This is a genomic window from Kriegella aquimaris (assembly GCF_900103215.1).
In the GTDB taxonomy this organism is placed as follows: domain Bacteria; phylum Bacteroidota; class Bacteroidia; order Flavobacteriales; family Flavobacteriaceae; genus Kriegella; species Kriegella aquimaris.
The window spans coordinates 423,114-442,259 of the sequence record NZ_FNGV01000003.1; the positions used below are offsets into that span (position 1 = coordinate 423,114).

Genomic DNA, 19,146 nt, shown 5'->3' on the forward strand with positions numbered 1-19,146 from the left:
TCAAACACTCCCTTTCTTCCGATTCCAATTTATTAACATAGTGATTATTCCTAAATTGCACATTCAAATTAAATTCCAACCTATATGACAATCATTCGCCTTTTTGTAATACTGATTTTCTTCTCTGTAACCATAGGCCACGGACAAGAGATAAAAATGATGACCTACAACATCAAATACGACAATGTAACCGACACGGTCAATAACTGGAATTTTCGAAAGGAAGCCATGGTCGATCTCGTAAAACACTACCAGGCCGAAGTTGTCGGAATGCAAGAAGTATTGCACAACCAACTCATTTATCTAGATAGTGGTCTAAATCATTACTCCTATGTCGGAGTGGGCCGTGACGATGGAAAAACCAATGGGGAATATGCGCCTATCTTTTATGATGCAAGAAAATTAAAAGTGCTCAAATCAAATACCTTTTGGCTATCGGAAACACCAGAAAAAGTTTCTAAAGGCTGGGACGCCTCGCTCGAAAGAATCTGTACCTATGCCCTTTTTGAAAACCTTCAAGACCATAAAAAATTCTGGGTTTTCAACACTCATTTTGACCATCGCGGCAAAGATGCCCGGGCGAACTCCACAAGGTTGGTCGTTCAAAAAATCGAGGAGTTAAACTCGGAAAATCTTCCTGTAGCATTTATGGGTGATCTTAATTTAGCACCTGAAGAGAAGCCCATACAATTCTTGCAAAAAAAATTGACCGATGGACGAATGTCAACCAGACAAGCTTTTTATGGCCCCACCGGCACCAGCAACGGTTTTGACCACAACAGGGTCTTAAAACGTAGAATCGACTATATTTTCGTAAAGAATTTTAAAGTTGAGAGTTACATCCATATTGATGATCGAATGGAAAATAACAACCATATTTCAGACCATTTACCAGTACTTGCTACGGTTTCATGGTGATTTTTTTGAAAAAGTGGGTGTTTGATAAGGGCAAACACCCACTTTCTTCTCGTTCTTTCCTAGTTTTTTAGAAAATCGATTAAAATTTCGTTCAGTTCGTCGGCATGCGTGATGTTTAAACCATGTGGACCTCCTTTGATCACCTTATATGTACTATCGGCAATACCTTTGGCTGCCTGATCGGCGGAAGTTGACATAGGCACCGTTTCATCACCGTCGCCGTGAACAATCAAAGTCGGTACTGTAACGTTTTTGAGTTCAGGTCTAAAATCGGTATGCATCCAGGCCAGGGCTGCTTGTATGGTTGCCCTAGGTGATGCATGGGAAGCGATACTGAAATCATAGTCGAGCTGTGCTTCACTTATTCGATCTTTATTTTTATCGTAGCTGTAGAATCCTTTATGAAAATTCTTTAAGAAGCCGACCCGATCATTCTGTAAAGCGTCTTTAATACCGTTCAAAGCCTCTTCGGGAACACCGTTGGGGTTATCCTCTTTCTTTTTTACCAATGGAATAATGGAACTGATCAAAGCCGCTTTGGCAATTTTAGCTGCACCAAAATCGGTCAAATAGCGAACAACTTCACCACCGCCCATAGAGAACCCCACGATGGTGCAGTCTTCCAAATTCAATTGCTTAATGATTTCGTTAAGGTCGCTTGCGAGTGCAGAGTAATCATACGACTCCCAAGGTGCCGAGGAAATACCGAAACCACGTCTATCATATGATATACATCGGAATCCCGATTCAACGATTTTCCATACCTGTTGTTCCCATGATTTGTGGCTCAAAGGCCATCCATGGATTAAAATGACCGGTTTACCAGTTCCGTAATCCTCGTAAAAGATATCGACCTGTTCTTTTGCTGTTTTGTTTGTTATAAATGGCATGTTCTAAGTTTTTATCGAAGTTAAAAAAATAGCGGTTTGGTTTTTTCCTTTATTGCTATAATTATTGGTCTAATTGTCGTTTTATGCTACTTTTAACATAAGCTTTTCCCTTAACCCAATTTGAGTTCACCTATGTATATTCCCCACCATTATAGAAACGAAAATCTAGCCGAAGTCAAAGACTTTTTGTCACATAACAGTTTTGGCATTTTAATCAATCAGGTAGATGGAAGGCCCTGGGGGACACATATACCCTTGGAATTGGATATTGCTGAAAATGGAAAGGAGGTATTTATGGGGCATATTGCAAAAGCCAACCCACAATGGAAGAATTTTGAAATGGAACCCGAAGTACTTTGCATTTTTAACGGACCTCACAGTTATGTTTCTTCCTCTTGGTATAAAGATGAAGAGGTACCCACTTGGAACTATATTGCCGTTCATGTTTATGGCTCCCTGAAAATAATTGAAGGCGATGAGTTGATGATGCATCTGAAAAAATTAGTGGACAAATACGAGGTTGACTCGAAAGAGCCCATTGCCGTAGAAAAGCTGTCACCAAAGACCTTAAGTCAGGTACGTGGGGTCGTTGGATTTCAAATTGAGATTAAGGAAATCATGGCAGCGTACAAATTGTCACAGACAAGAGAAGAAGACGACCACCGGAGAATAATCAAAGAATTAGAGAAAAAAGACCCGGCCAGTAAAGCCATAGCAAACGCTATGAAAAAAGATAATTAATCCGATTTTATCGACTTTTGTCCATTGTTTCTGTCATCAGTAGTATGGCGCAATAGAATTTATTACATTTAGCAAGCATTCCACCCTAAAGAGAACTTATTTAAATTTCATTATTTATATCATCATTTCAATTGTTAGTACTTCCATAAAAAATCATATGAAAAACGCTGAAGAAAAAAAGGCAATGGTCCTATGCGCACTGAAGACGATAAAACCAATGATATTCCTTTTGGGTTTGTTGCTCATCGTTTGCTGTTCCAGTAATTCTAAAACCAAGACTGATGACGGCACCGATGATGATATTCCTACTGCAAAGTTAGATTCGGTGGTGTTTACTGTCATCGGCGATGTGCCTTATGACGAAGAAGAGCGTACCGGTCTTATAGAGATGATCAATACCCACAATACCAAGGCAGATTCAGAATTTGTTGTACATGTGGGCGACATTAAGCCAGGTGCGGTACCCTGTGAAGAAAGTGTCTATGAAGATGTTAGCACGATTTTAAAAGAATTTGAAACACCTACGTTTATTGTACTTGGTGATAATGAGTACAATGATTGTGATGACCCAGCTCAAGGCCTCTCATTATGGAATCAGTATTTTTTGCATCTTAACGAAAATTGGTCTTTTCCGTATACGGTGGCCTATCAGGAAGAACGAGTCGAAAATTTCGCTTGGGTAACAAAAAAAGTACTTTTTATCGGGGTGAATATTGTTGGCAGCAGTGTTCATGATGCCGATGAATGGGAAGAACGCCTAACCGATGATGCCAATTGGGTCAAAAGTCAGGTTGAAGTGCATGATAACGATATAGAGGCCCTAGTTGTTTTTGGCCATGCCAATATGGTGGAAACCGGATCTGCAAAATTCAACACCTTTACCGAATCTTTCAGGGCAACAGCTGCAGCTTTTAATAAACCCATACTATATATTCAGGGAGACGGGCATATTTGGTTTCAAAACCGCCCTTATGACGAAAAGAACATTCTGCGCGTTCAAGTCGATTCTGGGCCTAGGGCGGTCAAAATAACCGTTAACCCAAACTTGGAGCAACCCTTTGTATTTGATCGGGATTTCTTGGATTAAAGTTTCCAATATCAAGCTTGAGCACTTTTTAGCGTTCCCTTTATCTAACAGTGAGCTTCAAAATATTCTGGACATTAACGTTTTGATTACTCTATTTTGGGCTACTAAGTATTTTGGTCGTTTTCAGTAATCTATAATCATGTAGCCTTAACCTTTGGCACATTATAAAAGAACTGCTTAAAATTAGCAGCTATTCTTTATGGGTATCAACGAGTAAGCCAATATACATTGGTGCCACTAGCTACGTAATTTGGAATATTAATATAGTCCGTATTGATACATTCGTTGATGCCATTTTTTTGAAAATCTTTAATTACATCTTGTAGTAGTTTCTTTGCCAAGGGCCTATCTTGTTTGGCTATTACCGGAACGACCCATGCCAAAGGTGTTGCCCAATAAGCACCGTTTTGATAAGCTCCTTCTGCAATAGGCACAAATAGATTATTCCAACTGGCATCGCTGCCAGGTAAATGTCTTATTTGCCCGTTCATAAAAATTTGATCGACATTATGAATCAGGTACTCTGAGATTTTTTTGCTTTGTTCTTCGCTTGTTATTCCGACATAAACCGCGTAGGCACTCCCCCAAATATCAATTTGCCTACAGTCTTTATCAGCGGCCCAGAACATGCCTGACTCTTCATCCATCAGCTTGTGAATGCTTTTTTGGATGTTTTTGGCGCGAACGCTGTAAATGTTCGGATTTCCATTCTCGTATTTGCGGCTAAGTGCTTCCATTTCTTTACAGGCCTTGTAATAGATTAAGGATGTAAACAAAAGGTTTCCGGTTTTTTTAACGGTATCGGTAAACCCATAAACACACTGCGGATTTTCTGGATCATTATAAACCAAACCGCTCGATGCTCGATTGATAAAATCGAGACCTTTCAGAAGCTTTTCTTCAACAGCACCAAAAAGAGCTGCGTCTTTAAATTGATTTACATAGGAACAAACGAGCAGTGCCATAAATGGTCCGTTGTCCAGCGCATGGTCTGCCATTGGGTTATTGTCTCCACCAGGACTGTAAACGGCCTTGGCGTCAACATTAACACGGTCGGGCATACAGCCATCTTCCCGTTGACCATTCATTAGGTAATGAATAGATGCTTTTATTTCCTCTGGGTCCATTAAATCTCCAGCATATTCGACCATGTAATAAAAATCCCGTGTCCAAAGTGCTTTATAATTACCAACTCCGTCAGGTGTATGAAGCCACAAGCCATTGGTTCCCTTTACGCAACATCCATTTAATTGTTGCAATGTGGCTTCACGCATCCAGTGCACTTCTTCCAGTGGGAGTTCGTAGGGATTAGCCGTCTTTTGAGAAATGGAAAGGCCACAGCATAGTAATAAAACAATTAAGGAGGCAGTTGCTTTTCTTATCATTTATAAATATTTGTCAGCTTTGAAGGTTCCAGTTTTTTTACCCGCTAATTATCCGACCAAACGGCCAGTTCATTTCCCGCAGGGTCGGAGAAATGGAATCTACGCACACCGGGAAAAGAAAAAATAGCTATTGTAATCTTTCCTCCAGCCGCTATAATCCGATTTTTTATGGATTCTAGGTTGTGGTGATATAAAACAACTAATGCGCCATTAATGGGGTCGGTGTCTGTTTTTTCAAATCCACCCTCAAGTCCGCTATTTGAAAAAGCGGTATATGTTGTTCCATAATCCGTAAAGATCCAATCGAAAGAAGCTTTATAAAATTTCTTTATGGCTTTAAGGTCTTTTGCCCTGAATTCAACATAGTTTATGTGACTGTCCTGTATGTCCATTTTTACCCGGTTTAGCTATTATACTCAGTTGGCTACAATTGATGAATAAAGTTACTTTCTTATTTATCCCAAAAGTCTTTTATAGGCGCTTAAAATATTTTCGATTCTTTTGGTTTCTTCGGGGTTGATTATTTTCCTATCGGGCTTTTCATCCAACCAACGCAATGTTCTTTTGATACCATGGGCAAAGGGAATCGTAGCTTTAAAATCAGGGACAAACGTTTTTATCTTGGTATTATCAAAAATCACACTTTCGCCTTTATCCGCCAAAAGTGTTCCGGTATACGAGGGTTCAATCTTACAAATAAAATCGGAAGCGATATGTACCATATTCGCCTCACGGCCCAAGCTTTCGGCCAATATTTTATAAATAGTATTCCAGCTTAGAATTTCATCTGAAGTAATATGAAATGCATGCCCGATTGCCTGTGTTAATCCTAAAAGGCCCACAAAACCTTTGGCCAAATCATCGGAATGGGTGACCGTCCATAACGAAGTGCCGTCGCCATGAACGATAATCTTCTGCCCTTTTAATATTCTATCGGCAGTGTTATAGTCTCTAAACCCTCCAATGGCAATGGGGATTACCGTATCATAGGTCAAAGACGGTCGAACGATGGTAATCGGGAAACCTTCTTCGCGATATGCCTTCATCAAACGATCTTCACATTTAATTTTATTATAGGAATAATCCCAAAGCGTATTGTGCAACGGGGTCGATTCCGTAATAATGGGATAAAGCAAGGGGGTTTGATAGCAGGAAGCAGAACTTATAAAAATATACTGTTTTGTTTTGTCCTTGAATAATAAAATATCACGTTCAATGTCTTCGGCAGTAAAAGCAATCCAGTTTACGACTACATCCCAATCATGTTTTTGGAGTTCGGCCAACGTTCCAGGTTTGGTTATATCACCAAGAATCGTTTTTACTCCGGACAAAGTTGTCGTTGTCTTTCCTCGGTTCAGATGATAAAGATCGATTCCTTTTTCAAATGCCAGGCGACTAGACGCCATACTGATATTTCCCGTACCTCCAATAAATAAAACTTTCATCCTTCCTATTTTATTAAAAACTGTTGTATTTCAAAGTTATGACAACTCGAAATAAAGGAGTTCTATTTTATTCAAAAGGTAGTTTCAAACGACTGCGATTTGAATAATAAATCCTTTTATAAATTATTTTACACCTTCTTTTCTCTGCACTTTTATTTTCATAGTATTCTAAAAATGAGTACCTTAAAGATGCACAATCAATACATTCTTCGTCATGGCAACAATTAAATCTTTAAACAAGTGGGCAAATGCCCACACGTATTACCCCCTCGATCTGTTACGCGTAGTACTAGGCGTTTTTCTTTTTATGAAAGGAGTAGATTTCATGTCGAACCAAGAACATATGGCAGAAGTCATAAAACCCTTTCAGAACATACCGGGAGGTATGGGTATTTTACACTATGTAGCACCGGCCCATTTTGTCGGTGGTTTTTTAATCGTTATCGGGCTATTGACCCGTTGGGCCGTCATTGCCCAATTACCGATTTTAATCGGTGCGGTACTAGTTAACTTTTTGGGAGAAATGAACGTAAACAATTTATTGTTGGCCTCGGTCACTCTATTGGTTTGCCTCTTTTTCGTTTTCTACGGCTCAGGAAAACATTCATCGGATTATTACCTGAAAATGGAAAAGTAATAAACTGGAAACTCCTTAAGTTCATTAAAAAAGGGAGTGTATAAAAAGTTAAAATAAGTAGTCATTACGAACGAAGTGAAGTAATCTGTTTAATGATTGCCAATAACTTAAAGATTGCTTCGTTCCTCGCAATGACGTGAATCAGAACTTTTTATACACCCCTTTTTTATTCAAATGCTATTCCTTAGTTAAGCTTCCAGCCCTTTTTTCACAAAGACTTTTGCCAAATGTGATCGATACTCTACATCAGCAAAATGGTCGCTCATTACTTCCACGCCGTCGACGGCATGTTCCGCCGCACTGCTATCGCCATTATAGGCTTCCTCGACCTTTGTAGCTCTATAAGGAGTGTCGGCAACACCTGTAATACCAACTTTAACCCCGCTACCATCAAAAACTACCGCTACACCCACCACCGCGAATCGCGATGCGGACTGGTAAAATTTGTGATAGTTGCCGTGGGCTATTTTCGGGAAGCGAACAGCAGTAATAATTTCGTCATCCTCCAATGCAGTAGTAAAAATGCCTTGGAAAAAATCGGTTGCGGCAATATTTCTACTTCCGTTTTTCCCCGCTACGATAATCGTTGCATCACAAGCCAGAACGGTAGCGGGATAATCGGCCGATGGATCGGCGTGCGCAAGACTTCCTCCAATGGTACCTTTGTTGCGCACCTGCACATCTCCAATAGTTGCGGCTGTCTGTTTTAAGATATTTACATTTTTATAGATTACCTGAGAATTCAGAATCTGTTGATGGGTACAATTGGCACCAATGACAACGGCATCACCCTCCTCGGTTATAACATCCAACCCCGGGATGCCACCAATATCGATAACGACTTCGGGCCGGTTCAATCTCAACTTCATAGCAGGAATCAAACTATGACCTCCCGATAAAATCTTTGCATCAAAACCATGCTCGTCCAATAAGTTTACGGCCTCACTGACCGAAGATGCTTTTATATAATTAAATTTAGATGGTATCATTTCTTCGGATTTTATTTTAATTCTGCATTGCTTTCCACACACGCTGTGGTGTTAACGGCATTTGTAAGTCAGTTACTCCCAAATGGGCCAAGGCATCGACTACGGCGTTGACTACGGCCGGGGTAGACCCTATTGCACCAGCCTCACCAGCACCTTTCACGCCCAGTGGATTATGCGGACAAGGGGTAACCGTGCGATCGGTTTCAATCATCGGTAGATCATCGGCTCTTGGCATGGCATAATCCATATATGAGCCTGTTATCATTTGTCCTCCTTCATCGTAAACTACCTCTTCAAGCAGTGCCTGCCCTACTCCTTGGGCAACACCTCCCTGAATTTGACCGTCTACGATCATTGGGTTCATTACATTACCCACGTCGTCACAGGCTACAAAACGCTTGAGGTCGACCTTGCCAGTATCGGGGTCAACTTCGACCACAGCGATATGGGTACCAAAAGGATAGGTGAAATTGGTCGGGTCGTAAAAACTGGAAAAATCAAGTCCGGGTTCTAAACCTTCAGGATAGTCATGCGGCACGTAGGCCGTAAGTGAAACATCGCCGAAAGAAACGGATTTATCGGTTCCTTTTACGGTCCATTTTCCTTCTGCATATTCGAGGTCACCTTCTGCGGCTTCCAACTTATGTGCTGCTATCTTAGCACCTTTTTCCAATATTTTTTCAATACTCTTTACGATAGCGCTTCCGCCAACGGCGAGACTTCGAGAACCATAAGTACCCATACCAAAGGCTACTTGTTCGGTATCACCATGTTCAATTTCAACATCATCCATAGGAATACCCAACTTGTCGGCTACGAATTGTGCAAAGACCGTTTCATGACCTTGTCCATGGGAATGTGCCCCGGTATAAACCGAAACCTTACCGGTAGGCTGAACGCGCACCTGGCCAACCTCATAGAGTCCGGCACGAGCGCCCAAAGCACCAACAACTGCCGATGGGGCTATTCCGCAACCTTCTATATAGGTAGAGAAACCTACCCCTAGTAATCTTCCGTTCTCACGAGCTTCTTTTTGCTCCTTTCTAAAATCTTCATAGCCGAGCATTTCTAAGCCTCTTTTTAAAACCCCATGGTAATTTCCGCTGTCATATTGTAATGCTACCTGGGTTTGATAACCAGGTTGCTCAACACCATCAAAAGGAGGTATAAAGTTTTTTAATCGAATTTCTGTAGGGTCCATATTCATTTCTTGCGCCCCTTTTGAGATGATGCGCTCCAATAAATAGGTAGCCTCGGGACGACCAGCACCGCGATAGGCATCAACTGCTACCGTATGCGTAAATGGGGCAGTCACATTAAGGTGTATCAGTGGCGTAGTGTATACCCCTTGAAACAAAGTACCATGCAAATAAGTAGGCACCGCAGGAGCAAATGTGGAGAGATAGGCTCCCAAACCACAAAACTCATCTGTAAGATGGGCTACAATCTTACCATCTTTATCAAAGCCCATTCGAGAGTGCACCACATGATCCCGTCCATGCGCGTCTGTCAAAAAGGCCTCACTTCGATCTGAAGTCCATTTAATGGGTCGACCTATTTCCTTTGATGCCCATGTTAACAACGCTTCTTCGGTATAGTGATAAATTTTACTTCCGAATCCGCCACCCACATCATAGGACACTACCCGGACCTTATGTTCCGGAATTCCTAAAGCAAAGGCACATAATAACAATCGAATCAAATGCGGGTTCTGTGTACTTGTATAGAGTGTCCATTTATCGGCGTTCACATCATAATCGGCAATATAGCTTCTTGGCTCCATGGCATTGGGTGCCAAACGCTGGTTGTGATACTCCACCTCGGTGACATGGTGGGCAGTGGCCAAGGCGGCCTCTACATCTGCCCTATCGTTACCGATACACCAATCGAAAGCGGCATTGTCCGGCCATTGGTCATGTACCAAGGGCGCACCTTCTTCCATGGCTTTTTTGGGATCTGTTACTGCCGGTAGTTCTTCATATTCGACTTCGACCAATTCGGCAGCATCCCGAGCAAGCTCCAAACTTTCGGCGATGACTATGGCAACGGCCTCCCCTAAATGTCTTATTTTTTCTTTAGCCAATAAGGGATGTTGCGGTTCACGCATCGTTTCCCCATTTTTGAAATCTACCTGCCATCCGCACGGAACACCATATTCTCCGCAACCGTCTTGCGCGGTAAACACCGCTACTACGCCCTCAGCCTTTTCAGCTTCGGAAATATCAACGGAAAGAATTTTTGCATGGGCATACGGACTTCTTACAAAAGCCGACTGTGTCATTTTAGGCAGCTTGATATCATCGGTATATTTTCCGGCCCCTTTTAGAAAACGGGCATCTTCACGCCTTTTTACTGATTTTCCTATAAACTTTTCCATGTTCTAGCTGTTTATTTGCTCAGCGGCATGCCGAATAGATTTAACAATATTATGATATCCTGTACACCTACAGAAGTTACCTTCCAATCCATGACGGACCTCTTCTTCAGTCGGGTTCGGATTATTTTTTAGAATATCCGCTGCGGTCATTACCATACCAGGCGTACAAAACCCACATTGAAGTCCGTGATGCTCTTTAAATGCCGCCTGAATCGGATGCATTTCGTTACCATTGGCCATACCTTCTATTGTGGTTATATCGCTACCGTCGGCCTGAACGGCCAAAATAGTGCATGATTTGACTGCCTTACCATCCATAGTTACGGTACAGGCGCCACAACCACTGGTATCGCAACCGATATGCGTGCCGGTGAGGTCTAAAATTTCGCGTAAATAATGGGTAAGGCTAATTCTTGGTTCTACTTCATGGGTGTACGCAACCCCATTGACCTTAACAGTTATTTTCATATATGTATAAATTTAAGTGCTACTTTTTTAGTGTGTGTCGCAATATATTGCAGGAGATAAAATCCCTTAAATTATAAATCGGCAAAATATTATTGCGAGTCTTGCAATTCCTTTTCCATAGCTTGGAAGAATTGCTTGGAGAGGGTACTGACCACTCCACTCATAATTCGTTGTCCCATACGCGCCAACATGCCCGACATTTTAGCTTCCCCTGTATATTGCACTTCCGTTTGATTTTCTTCCTTTTGAACCAACGTCATACCAATTTCGGCTACAACATTGCCCATTTTACTCTTTTGATCCAAAACCACTACACAGCTTTCTCCTTCAACTTTATCCTTGAGCGCAAGATCTCCTTTAAATTCTCCTTTAACCGGCCCTATCTTCACTTCGGAAATTGCCTTGTACGAATCTTCACCCTGAGCTTCTAACGTTTTGATTCCAGGAGTCACTTTTTCCAAGACCTTTGGATCGTTTAACATTTTCCATAATACATCGGTATTCGCGCTTAACATGTACTTACCAGTAATCTTCACTTCCTATCTATTTTATAATATGACACGCGTAAAAAGCGCTATAAATTCGAATCTTCCAATAATCGCCCTTGAAGATAAAAATTAGATATGATATCCGTAAATTTTTTAGTTTAATTTTTTGTTATTGATAAGAAATCTGAATAAGTACTACGAACCTGATTACAAATAGGACGTATGATTCACTAAACTTCTTTTTTTAGGCAAGAGTAGTATTGCTTGTTTAAGGCTTTCCAAATTGTGCGCCGATGCAAGTAAATCGATATAAGGTAATGCGGTTTTCATGCCCAAGGCATCCGGTGAAAAATTGGCGCTTCCCCCTAAGGGATTCAACCAGATTACTTTGCGCGAAGTCTTGTATATGGCCTTCATCGCATCTTTCATTACTATGGGCTCTCCCGTATCCCATCCGTCACTTAAAATGAATACAATTGTTTTTTTATCTAATAGGCTATGCTCATACCCCGATACGAAATCTTGCAAACAACTGCCTATTGTAGTGCCTCCCGACCAATGGGGCACCCTATCGGATATGATATCGAAAGCCTTGTCGAATTCGTAATTATCAAGTATGGCGGTTACGCGGTGTAGCGCAGTACTGAAAACGAATGTCTCTATCTTATCATAAGCATTTTGGAAAGCATAAATCAGGTGTACAAAAAACCGACTGTACAAATCCATAGACTTACTAACATCACAGAGCAGCACCAACTTCAGTTTTTTCTCCTTTCTCTCACTGTAGACCAGTTTTTGAATATCACCACCTTTGCGCATACTCAAACGAATGGTTCGTTTTAAATCTATTTTGTTCCTCTTTTTGGATACTTTTCGCAACCTACTTTTTTGATGCGCAACGCTACGTGCCAATTTTTCGAGCAATCGCATCATTAGCTGCATTTCTTCCTCATTTAAATCGGAAAAATTCTTTTTGGTCAAAGCCTCAAAGTCACTATAGGAAGAAACTGCCTTCTCTTCTTCGGAAGGTTTGAGGTTCAACCAGTTTTTCAGCGAATCAAAACGTATTTCTTGTTGCTTCGCTTCACTGCGCTTATTCTTTCGTTCTAAATTTTCCTTAGTTTTAGAATCTACGGCTTTGGAGAGTTGATCCCAAAATTCATGATAATACCCATCGAATTTTTTAAATTGATATTGATTTTTAGAAAGTACGATCTTTAGGGCCTCTTTAAATTCCTTTTCTCGCCTAACTGACAAAAGAGACAAGGCACTAAGCGCATCGGCTTCTTCAATTACACTTACAGGAAATCCTTTTTTTCTCAGGAACCGGCATAGCAAAACTATATTTCCTGAAAGTTCTGTTTGTCGTTCAATAAGATTTTGCATGAAAAAAAGTTAAAGATTGTGGACTACCCGATTCGAGACACCACCCCTGTTTTCTCTAATAGCTCGGAAAGCGCATCTCGAGTATGCCGCATATCTTGCCAATCTTTTAATACCACCCCCAAGGTGTCTTCGACCGTTTGCTTGTCTAAATGTGTCAAGTGCATACTGACCAGGGCCCTGGCCCAATCTATAGTCTCTGATATACCTGGCGTCTTTTCAAGTTTTAATTGTCGAAGCTCTTTCATAAAGACGCAAATCTGTTGTCCCAATTTAGCGTCTACCTCCGGAACCTTGGTTTTTACAATTGCCAATTCCTTTTCGAAATCTGGATAGTCGATCCATAGGTACAAACATCTTCGCCGAAGTGCTTCCGATAGTTCTCGGGTTCGATTTCCGGTCAATATAATTTGAGGTTTATGGGTTGCCGATATCGTTCCGATTTCGGGGATAGTGACTTGCCAATCGGAGAGTACTTCCAAGAGAAAACTCTCAAACTCCTCATCGGACCGGTCAATTTCATCAATTAACAAAACGGGCTTTTTTGAATGGGTTATGGCCTGTAAAATTGGTCTTTTTAACAGAAAGCGTTCTGAAAAGATGGTCTCTTCAAGGGCTTTGGCGTTCTGCCCTTTTTCTTCTTGCATCTTAAGATACAGTAATTGGTGTTGATAATTCCATTCATAGAGTGCGTGCGTACTGTCAAGCCCCTCATAACATTGTAAGCGAATCAAATCGGTGTGTAACGCTTTGGCCATTACTTTGGCTACTTCGGTCTTACCAACACCTGCGGGACCTTCGATAAGTAATGGTTTCTCTAGTTTCATAGCGAGGAAAATCGACATCGCGATGGAGCCGTCACCTATATAACCCTGTTGATGTAGCATTTTTTGAATTTGCCCCAGCTCAATATCTTTCATAAAGTATAATCAATCAATTTGTTGATTAAGATACCTAAAATCGATTATCAGCACAAGTTTAATGTCAATTGCTATATGGTGGTCTACTTTTTATCCCGAAAGTTTCTAAATAAAAAAGCGCATCAGGGTTCTTACCCTGATGCGCCTCTCACATTAAAAATGCAATCAATTAAATCTCCTCGGCCAACCAAGCTTTCATCATCCAAACCGTTTTTTCTTGTTCGGTGATAAAATCACTCATCATGGAATTGGTCCCTTCATCTCCCGATTCATCGGAAGCATCAAGAATTCGACGCTCAATGACCAACAGTTCCTTTAAAGAATCAACGATCAATCGAATGGCATCTTCATCTTTGGTAACATTTTTACCAACAGGAACCTTTGAATTTTCAATATAATCTTTGAAAGTATGCTGTGGAACACCTCCTAAAGTCAGAATTCTTTCAGCAATCTCATCTACATTGAGATTTGCACCATTATAGAGTTCCTCGAACTTCGGGTGTAGTTCAAAAAAACGTTTCCCTTTTATATTCCAATGAATGCCTCTTAGATTTTGATAATAAATTTGAAAATTTGCCAAAAGTTGGTTCAAATCTTCACTTAATTCTCCTGATTTTTCAGCACTTAAGCCAATACTATTTAGTTTCATCTTTGTTCCTTTAAATTCACTTTAAAATTAAGAAATATAAGACGGTTTTCTCCATAACCTTTATCGATAGTTTTTATATTTTTATAGCCTAAAATTATCATGTATGACCATAACCCAACTACAATACGTATTGGCCGTTGCAGAACATCAAAACTTTACGGTAGCTGCTAAAAAAAGCTTTGTTACCCAGCCTACGTTAAGTATGCAAGTTCAGAAGCTTGAAGATGAGCTCGACGTACTAATTTTCGACCGGAGCAAAAAACCCATATCGATTACCGAAGTAGGAAAAAAAATCGTGGCTCAAGCGAAACATATTGTCAATGAGGCGGCACGGATCAAAGACGTGGTAGATCAAGAAAAAGGGTTTATAGGGGGAGATTTTACCTTGGGTATCATACCCACCATCATGCCGACCTTGCTTCCAATGTTTTTGAAGAATTTTATAAAAGCCTATCCTAAAGTCAACCTGATAATCAAAGAACAGAGTACTGAAAATTTGATTCGCAATATACAAGACGGTCATTTAGATGCAGCAATTGCCGCCACTCCTCTTGGCATTGAGTTTATAAAGGAACGTCCGTTGTATTATGAGCCTTTTGTAGGCTATGTGCCGGTCAACCATCGTTTGGCGAAGGTTGAAAAGCTAAATCCGGAGGATCTCGACATCAGCGATATCTTGTTGTTAAGAGATGGCCACTGTTTTCGTGATGGCGTCATAAACTTGTGCAATGCGCCTAAAAACTATGCGGAAGAGCGGTTTCAATTACAAAGCGGAAGTTTTGAAACACTGATCAATTTGGCCAATGAAGGCCTTGGAATGACTTTGTTACCATACTTAAATACAATGGCCCTTGATGCCTCTAAAAAACAGAACCTGAGATATTTCAATAGTCCTAGTCCAGCTCGGGAAGTAAGCCTTATTTATCATAAAAAGGAACTTAAAATACATATTACCAATGCCTTGAAGGATACCATTTCAGGAATTGTGAGGGGCGCAATTGCCTTTCAAGATGTCAACATTATCAGTCCGGTCAGCAAATAAACGACTACATCTTGCTTTTGTGAATATGAAAGTCAATTATTGGATGCCTTCATCGTCGATTACGAATTCTCACATATGGAATAAAAAAGTTCCAGCACTGGTCAAATAATCCAAGTGATTGAAGAACCAACCAAACGCTAACAATAAAAAAAGAAGCCACTTGATTCAAGTGGCTTCTTTTTTTTATGCCTTTAATAATATAAGGCTTTGTTGTAATTCTGGTTTATCGTCTATAAATTGTTGTAACCAGAGTTTCAGTTCTTCTACTTCATCGGGCAACAACCGTGATATTGCCTTTTTAAGCTCTTTACAAAATAACTTTGTGTCAAAACTAACCTTTTTAAGCACGGTTTTGGTATACTCAAGCATAGCTCCAGCCATAATCCAAAATGTTTTTATTAGTTGTTTAATTACAGTAAAGTTAAACATCAAAAGGTATATGATATTGCCACCTGCACGTTAAAAATTAGATAAATTCGTGTTAAATTGTACGAAATTCAGGTAATAATTGAATCATGTAATACAGCACTATGAGAGTTTTTTTATGTAACCTACTGGTTTTGTTTATTTTATCAAGTTGTGCCAGTACAAAAAGGAAAATCAACAAAAAAATAACCGATACACTGAATTCTAAATTCTATAATAATCAATTTACGGGTTTCTTGGCCGTAGATGCGTTTACAAAGGACACTTTGTTCGATTACAATAGTGATCGATATTTCACCCCTGCCAGCAACACTAAAATTTTTACTCTTTATACCGCCATGCAATTGCTTCCTGAAAAGATGCCTTCTTTAAAATATGTAAATGAAAACGACACCCTATATATCGAAGGCACTGGTGACCCAACCCTTTTACACCCCTATTTTAATGATAGCACGGCAATCCAATTTTTAAACCAGTTCCCAAATATTTCCATTCATCTTACTAATTTTCAGGAAGAAAAATTCGGGCCTGGGTGGTCATGGGACGATTATGATTGGTACTATTCCGCGGAACGTAGCGCATTGCCATTATACGGAAACGTACTTACACTCTTTAATCAAGAAAATTTGGTAGCACGACCCGAATATTTTAAAACCCAAGTAGTACCTATAAATTATTCGGTCAATCGAGAGCAATCGGAAAATCTATTCTATTTTGATGGTTCTCGGAAAGATACCTTGGAAGTTCCTTTTATAGTAGATACAACATTAACCCTATCGCTGCTACAAAAAGTCGTCAAAAACAAATTGACTTTAGCGAAGAAAATGCCCGAAGGAGAGCGAAAAGTATTGTACAGTATAAGCACAGATTCGGTATATAAAAGAATGATGCAAGAAAGTGATAACTTTTTAGCAGAGCAGTTGTTATTGGTTGCATCCTCTACCCTCTCGGATACCTTGGACAGTCAAAAAAGTAGGAATTATGTTCTAACGAATTATTTAACTGACCTGCAGCAACCGCCAAGATGGGTCGATGGCTCTGGATTATCGCGATATAACCTATTCTCCCCAAAATCTTTGGTTCATGTACTTACAAAAATATACGAAGATGTTTCGAGAGCACGCCTCTTCGCTTTGTTTCCGGCCGGTGGGGTTTCGGGAACTTTGGAGAATTGGTATCCCGGCAATCCGGAGCCTTATATTTATGCAAAGACCGGAAGCCTTGGAAACAATCATTGTGTCAGTGGTTATTTATTGACAAAGTCTGGCAAGACACTAATATTCAGTTTTATGAACAATCACTTCTTACATCCATCCTCCGAAGAAAAGCAACGGATGCAGACTATTTTTGAAGAAATAAGGGATACGTATTAATAATTGGAAGACCGAATTTCGGGAAGCGATAGCCGCGAGCAAGCCATGTCACAAAGATTGTAGATTCAGTAATTAAAAAGTATACGTATGTGTTTAAATAAATCAATTTTCTGGAATTTTGTAATAAGCTTCCTTCTTCTAACGGCTTGTTCAACCCCAAATAAAGAATCCGCTACGCTACTCATTTATGGAGGGTCGATTTACACGGTCGATTCAACACAAGCCACTGTTGAGGCAGTCGCCACAAAAGACAACAAAATTTTGTTTGCCGGTAGCCTTTCCGAAGCCGAGGCGTATAAAGATGATGCAACCCGAGTAATCGATCTAAAGGGCAAAACCATGACTCCGGGTCTTATTGAGGGTCATGGGCATTTTATGGGACTCGGGTACAATAAATTGAATCTAGACCTTATGAACACCACGAGCTATCAAGAAATTGTCGATGCCGTAGCGGAGAGCGTCAAAAACGCGGAACCTGGCGAATGGATTATAGGTAGAGGTTGGCATCAAAGTAAGTGGACAGAAATGCCCAAAGACATGGTAAATGGCTTTCAGACGCATTATCGTCTCAGTGAGATTTCGCCTGACAATCCCGTATACTTAAGCCATGCCAGTGGCCATGCAGGTTTTGTCAATGCCAAGGCCATGGAAATCGCGGGCATTGAAATCTTGCCGAAAGATGGTATCGACAAGCTTGAAATCGAAGGTGGCGAAGTCATGCGTGATGGGTTGGGAAGGCCCACAGGAATTTTTACCGAGGAGGCTGTAAGTTTGATTGGAAAATATATTCCCCGGAGCACTCCCGAAAAAAATGCCAAAGCATTTGAATTGGCAATCGCCGCTTGCCATCAAAATGGTATTACCGGCTTTCATGATGCAGGTATTGGTCGAGAGACCCTTGCGCTCTACGACCAAATGAAGAGGGCAAACAAAATGAAAGTCCGATTGTATGCGATGTTGGGCGGTGGGGACAAAGAACTACTCGGCGAATGGTATGAAAAAGGACCGTTAATTGACCCGGACCATTTATTAACAATTCGCGCTATAAAATTAAGTTGCGATGGGGCATTAGGCTCCCGAGGGGCATGGCTTTTAGAACCCTATGCCGACAGACCCGGACACTTTGGTCACGAAACCCTGCCTATGCACATCGTAAAAGAAACTGCCCTTAATGGATTAAAACACGGTTTTCAAGTTTGCTCGCACGCCATTGGCGATCGGGCCAACCGAGAAGTACTCGACAATTACGAATCCGCTTTTTCCGAACTGCCCGGGTTGACTACTGATCATCGGTTTCGAATCGAACATGCCCAACATTTAAATCCCGCTGATATTCCCCGTTTTGTAGCTCTAGGGGTAATCCCTGCCATGCAAGCGGTGCACTTATCATCAGACCGCCCTTGGGCCATTGACCGGTTGGGCGAAAAGCGAATCAAAGAAGGGGCCTATATGTGGCAATCCCTATTGAAAAGTGGAATACCAATTGTAAATGGTACAGATGTACCCGTCGAACCGTTGAACCCGATTGCAAGCCTGTATGCCAGTATAAGTCGAAAAACTTTAAAAGGCACCCCTGAGGGAGGCTATGAACCTGAACAAAAAATGACCAGGGAACAGGCTTTAAAATCTTACACTTTAGATGCCGCCTATGGGGCTTTTGAAGAAGATATTAAAGGTTCCATTACCCCTGGAAAACTTGCTGATTTGACAATTTATAGCCAAGATTTGATGACCGTACCGGAAGCGGAGTTTCTAAACACCGAAATCGAGATGACTATTTTTGATGGGCAAGTAGTGTACACCAAGAGTGAATAGGCTACCATAACAAAACAGAAGGTATCACAAGTTGATGGGCAATACTGATTGGAACAAGAGGTTGCGAGAAACGATAGCGACCAAGCGATCCATTGAACATCGCACTAGGTTCA

The 19,146-nt window shown here is 40.8% G+C and carries 19 protein-coding genes; 7 read left to right on the forward strand and 12 right to left on the reverse strand.

Annotated features, from left to right (window positions below; translation table 11 throughout):
- Positions 1-84 precede the first annotated feature (84 nt).
- Positions 85-918 carry an endonuclease/exonuclease/phosphatase family protein gene (locus BLS33_RS09615; protein ID WP_245731354.1) on the forward strand — a complete coding sequence of 278 codons (834 nt, stop codon included), beginning with the start codon at positions 85-87 and terminating at the stop codon, positions 916-918.
- A gap of 59 nt (positions 919-977) precedes the next feature.
- Here the strand turns inward: BLS33_RS09615 and BLS33_RS09620 are convergent, their stop codons facing one another.
- Positions 978-1,808 carry an alpha/beta fold hydrolase gene (locus tag BLS33_RS09620; RefSeq protein WP_089887913.1) on the reverse strand — a complete coding sequence of 277 codons (831 nt, stop codon included), beginning with the start codon at positions 1,806-1,808 and terminating at the stop codon, positions 978-980.
- Between the two features lie 132 nt (positions 1,809-1,940).
- Here BLS33_RS09620 and BLS33_RS09625 point away from each other — a divergent pair, with 132 nt between their 5' ends.
- A complete protein-coding gene (locus BLS33_RS09625; RefSeq protein ID WP_089887916.1) occupies positions 1,941-2,549 on the forward strand; it encodes an FMN-binding negative transcriptional regulator in 609 nt (202 codons plus the stop codon).
- 157 nt (positions 2,550-2,706) lie between these two features.
- Positions 2,707-3,636, forward strand: a complete 930-nt coding sequence (locus BLS33_RS09630) for a metallophosphoesterase (protein WP_089887918.1) — start codon at positions 2,707-2,709, stop codon at positions 3,634-3,636.
- Positions 3,637-3,842: 206 nt separating this feature from the next.
- Here BLS33_RS09630 and BLS33_RS09635 read toward each other — a convergent pair whose 3' ends face one another.
- The 3 genes from BLS33_RS09635 to BLS33_RS09645 all read right to left on the reverse strand — a co-directional run bounded on the left by BLS33_RS09635 (position 3,843) and on the right by BLS33_RS09645 (position 6,466).
- Positions 3,843-5,021 (reverse strand): glucosidase family protein, encoded by a 1,179-nt coding sequence (locus BLS33_RS09635; RefSeq protein ID WP_089887919.1) that lies wholly within the window; start codon positions 5,019-5,021, stop codon positions 3,843-3,845.
- A 44-nt stretch (positions 5,022-5,065) separates the two neighbouring features.
- A complete protein-coding gene (locus BLS33_RS09640) occupies positions 5,066-5,413 on the reverse strand; it encodes a VOC family protein (protein WP_089887922.1) in 348 nt (115 codons plus the stop codon).
- A gap of 63 nt (positions 5,414-5,476) precedes the next feature.
- The gene (locus BLS33_RS09645) at positions 5,477-6,466 is read right to left on the reverse strand and encodes an NAD-dependent epimerase/dehydratase family protein (protein WP_089887925.1); all 990 of its coding nucleotides are present in this window, start codon (positions 6,464-6,466) and stop codon (positions 5,477-5,479) included.
- Positions 6,467-6,680: 214 nt separating this feature from the next.
- On the opposite strand from BLS33_RS09645, the gene BLS33_RS09650 reads away from it, so the two are divergent.
- Complete coding sequence (locus tag BLS33_RS09650) at positions 6,681-7,103, forward strand: DoxX family protein (protein ID WP_089887928.1); 423 nt, start codon at positions 6,681-6,683, stop codon at positions 7,101-7,103.
- A 188-nt stretch (positions 7,104-7,291) separates the two neighbouring features.
- Here BLS33_RS09650 and BLS33_RS09655 read toward each other — a convergent pair whose 3' ends face one another.
- The 7 genes from BLS33_RS09655 to BLS33_RS09685 form a co-directional block, all read right to left on the reverse strand.
- On the reverse strand, positions 7,292-8,092 hold the full coding sequence (locus BLS33_RS09655) for an FAD binding domain-containing protein (RefSeq protein WP_089887930.1): 801 nt from the start codon (positions 8,090-8,092) through the stop codon (positions 7,292-7,294).
- A 16-nt stretch (positions 8,093-8,108) separates the two neighbouring features.
- Positions 8,109-10,469, reverse strand: coding sequence for a xanthine dehydrogenase family protein molybdopterin-binding subunit (locus BLS33_RS09660; protein WP_089887933.1), 2,361 nt, complete (start codon positions 10,467-10,469; stop codon positions 8,109-8,111).
- A 3-nt stretch (positions 10,470-10,472) separates the two neighbouring features.
- The gene (locus BLS33_RS09665; RefSeq protein ID WP_089887936.1) at positions 10,473-10,937 is read right to left on the reverse strand and encodes a (2Fe-2S)-binding protein; all 465 of its coding nucleotides are present in this window, start codon (positions 10,935-10,937) and stop codon (positions 10,473-10,475) included.
- An 89-nt stretch (positions 10,938-11,026) separates the two neighbouring features.
- Positions 11,027-11,473 (reverse strand): SRPBCC family protein, encoded by a 447-nt coding sequence (locus BLS33_RS09670; RefSeq protein ID WP_089887939.1) that lies wholly within the window; start codon positions 11,471-11,473, stop codon positions 11,027-11,029.
- A gap of 159 nt (positions 11,474-11,632) precedes the next feature.
- A complete protein-coding gene (locus BLS33_RS09675) occupies positions 11,633-12,811 on the reverse strand; it encodes a vWA domain-containing protein (RefSeq protein WP_089887942.1) in 1,179 nt (392 codons plus the stop codon).
- A 23-nt stretch (positions 12,812-12,834) separates the two neighbouring features.
- A complete protein-coding gene (locus tag BLS33_RS09680) occupies positions 12,835-13,728 on the reverse strand; it encodes an AAA family ATPase (RefSeq protein WP_089887943.1) in 894 nt (297 codons plus the stop codon).
- A gap of 169 nt (positions 13,729-13,897) precedes the next feature.
- Positions 13,898-14,377 carry a Dps family protein gene (locus BLS33_RS09685; RefSeq protein ID WP_089887946.1) on the reverse strand — a complete coding sequence of 160 codons (480 nt, stop codon included), beginning with the start codon at positions 14,375-14,377 and terminating at the stop codon, positions 13,898-13,900.
- Positions 14,378-14,480: 103 nt separating this feature from the next.
- On the opposite strand from BLS33_RS09685, the gene BLS33_RS09690 reads away from it, so the two are divergent.
- Complete coding sequence (locus BLS33_RS09690; protein WP_089887949.1) at positions 14,481-15,419, forward strand: hydrogen peroxide-inducible genes activator; 939 nt, start codon at positions 14,481-14,483, stop codon at positions 15,417-15,419.
- A gap of 183 nt (positions 15,420-15,602) precedes the next feature.
- Here the strand turns inward: BLS33_RS09690 and BLS33_RS09695 are convergent, their stop codons facing one another.
- Positions 15,603-15,800, reverse strand: a complete 198-nt coding sequence (locus BLS33_RS09695) for a hypothetical protein (RefSeq protein ID WP_089888192.1) — start codon at positions 15,798-15,800, stop codon at positions 15,603-15,605.
- Between the two features lie 149 nt (positions 15,801-15,949).
- On the opposite strand from BLS33_RS09695, the gene BLS33_RS09700 reads away from it, so the two are divergent.
- Entirely contained in the window at positions 15,950-17,218 is a 1,269-nt protein-coding gene (locus tag BLS33_RS09700) for a D-alanyl-D-alanine carboxypeptidase/D-alanyl-D-alanine-endopeptidase (RefSeq protein ID WP_089887951.1), read from the forward strand.
- An 87-nt stretch (positions 17,219-17,305) separates the two neighbouring features.
- Positions 17,306-19,033 (forward strand): amidohydrolase, encoded by a 1,728-nt coding sequence (locus tag BLS33_RS09705; RefSeq protein ID WP_089887953.1) that lies wholly within the window; start codon positions 17,306-17,308, stop codon positions 19,031-19,033.
- The last annotated feature ends 113 nt before the right edge of the window (positions 19,034-19,146 follow it).

Bases quoted from the DNA above. Each gene is read 5' to 3' on its own strand.
- BLS33_RS09660 (WP_089887933.1), bottom strand. From the start codon at position 10,469: ATGGAAAAGTTTATAGGAAAATCAGTAAAAAGGCGTGAAGATGCCCGT.
- BLS33_RS09650 (WP_089887928.1), top strand. From the start codon at position 6,681: ATGGCAACAATTAAATCTTTAAACAAGTGGGCAAATGCCCACACGTAT.
- BLS33_RS09625 (WP_089887916.1), top strand. From the start codon at position 1,941: ATGTATATTCCCCACCATTATAGAAACGAAAATCTAGCCGAAGTCAAA.
- BLS33_RS09615 (WP_245731354.1), top strand. From the start codon at position 85: ATGACAATCATTCGCCTTTTTGTAATACTGATTTTCTTCTCTGTAACC.
- BLS33_RS09690 (WP_089887949.1), top strand. From the start codon at position 14,481: ATGACCATAACCCAACTACAATACGTATTGGCCGTTGCAGAACATCAA.
- BLS33_RS09635 (WP_089887919.1), bottom strand. From the start codon at position 5,021: ATGATAAGAAAAGCAACTGCCTCCTTAATTGTTTTATTACTATGCTGT.
- BLS33_RS09640 (WP_089887922.1), bottom strand. From the start codon at position 5,413: ATGGACATACAGGACAGTCACATAAACTATGTTGAATTCAGGGCAAAA.
- BLS33_RS09630 (WP_089887918.1), top strand. From the start codon at position 2,707: ATGAAAAACGCTGAAGAAAAAAAGGCAATGGTCCTATGCGCACTGAAG.
- BLS33_RS09665 (WP_089887936.1), bottom strand. From the start codon at position 10,937: ATGAAAATAACTGTTAAGGTCAATGGGGTTGCGTACACCCATGAAGTA.
- BLS33_RS09680 (WP_089887943.1), bottom strand. From the start codon at position 13,728: ATGAAAGATATTGAGCTGGGGCAAATTCAAAAAATGCTACATCAACAG.
- BLS33_RS09685 (WP_089887946.1), bottom strand. From the start codon at position 14,377: ATGAAACTAAATAGTATTGGCTTAAGTGCTGAAAAATCAGGAGAATTA.
- BLS33_RS09645 (WP_089887925.1), bottom strand. From the start codon at position 6,466: ATGAAAGTTTTATTTATTGGAGGTACGGGAAATATCAGTATGGCGTCT.
- BLS33_RS09700 (WP_089887951.1), top strand. From the start codon at position 15,950: ATGAGAGTTTTTTTATGTAACCTACTGGTTTTGTTTATTTTATCAAGT.
- BLS33_RS09705 (WP_089887953.1), top strand. From the start codon at position 17,306: ATGTGTTTAAATAAATCAATTTTCTGGAATTTTGTAATAAGCTTCCTT.
- BLS33_RS09695 (WP_089888192.1), bottom strand. From the start codon at position 15,800: ATGGCTGGAGCTATGCTTGAGTATACCAAAACCGTGCTTAAAAAGGTT.
- BLS33_RS09620 (WP_089887913.1), bottom strand. From the start codon at position 1,808: ATGCCATTTATAACAAACAAAACAGCAAAAGAACAGGTCGATATCTTT.
- BLS33_RS09655 (WP_089887930.1), bottom strand. From the start codon at position 8,092: ATGATACCATCTAAATTTAATTATATAAAAGCATCTTCGGTCAGTGAG.
- BLS33_RS09675 (WP_089887942.1), bottom strand. From the start codon at position 12,811: ATGCAAAATCTTATTGAACGACAAACAGAACTTTCAGGAAATATAGTT.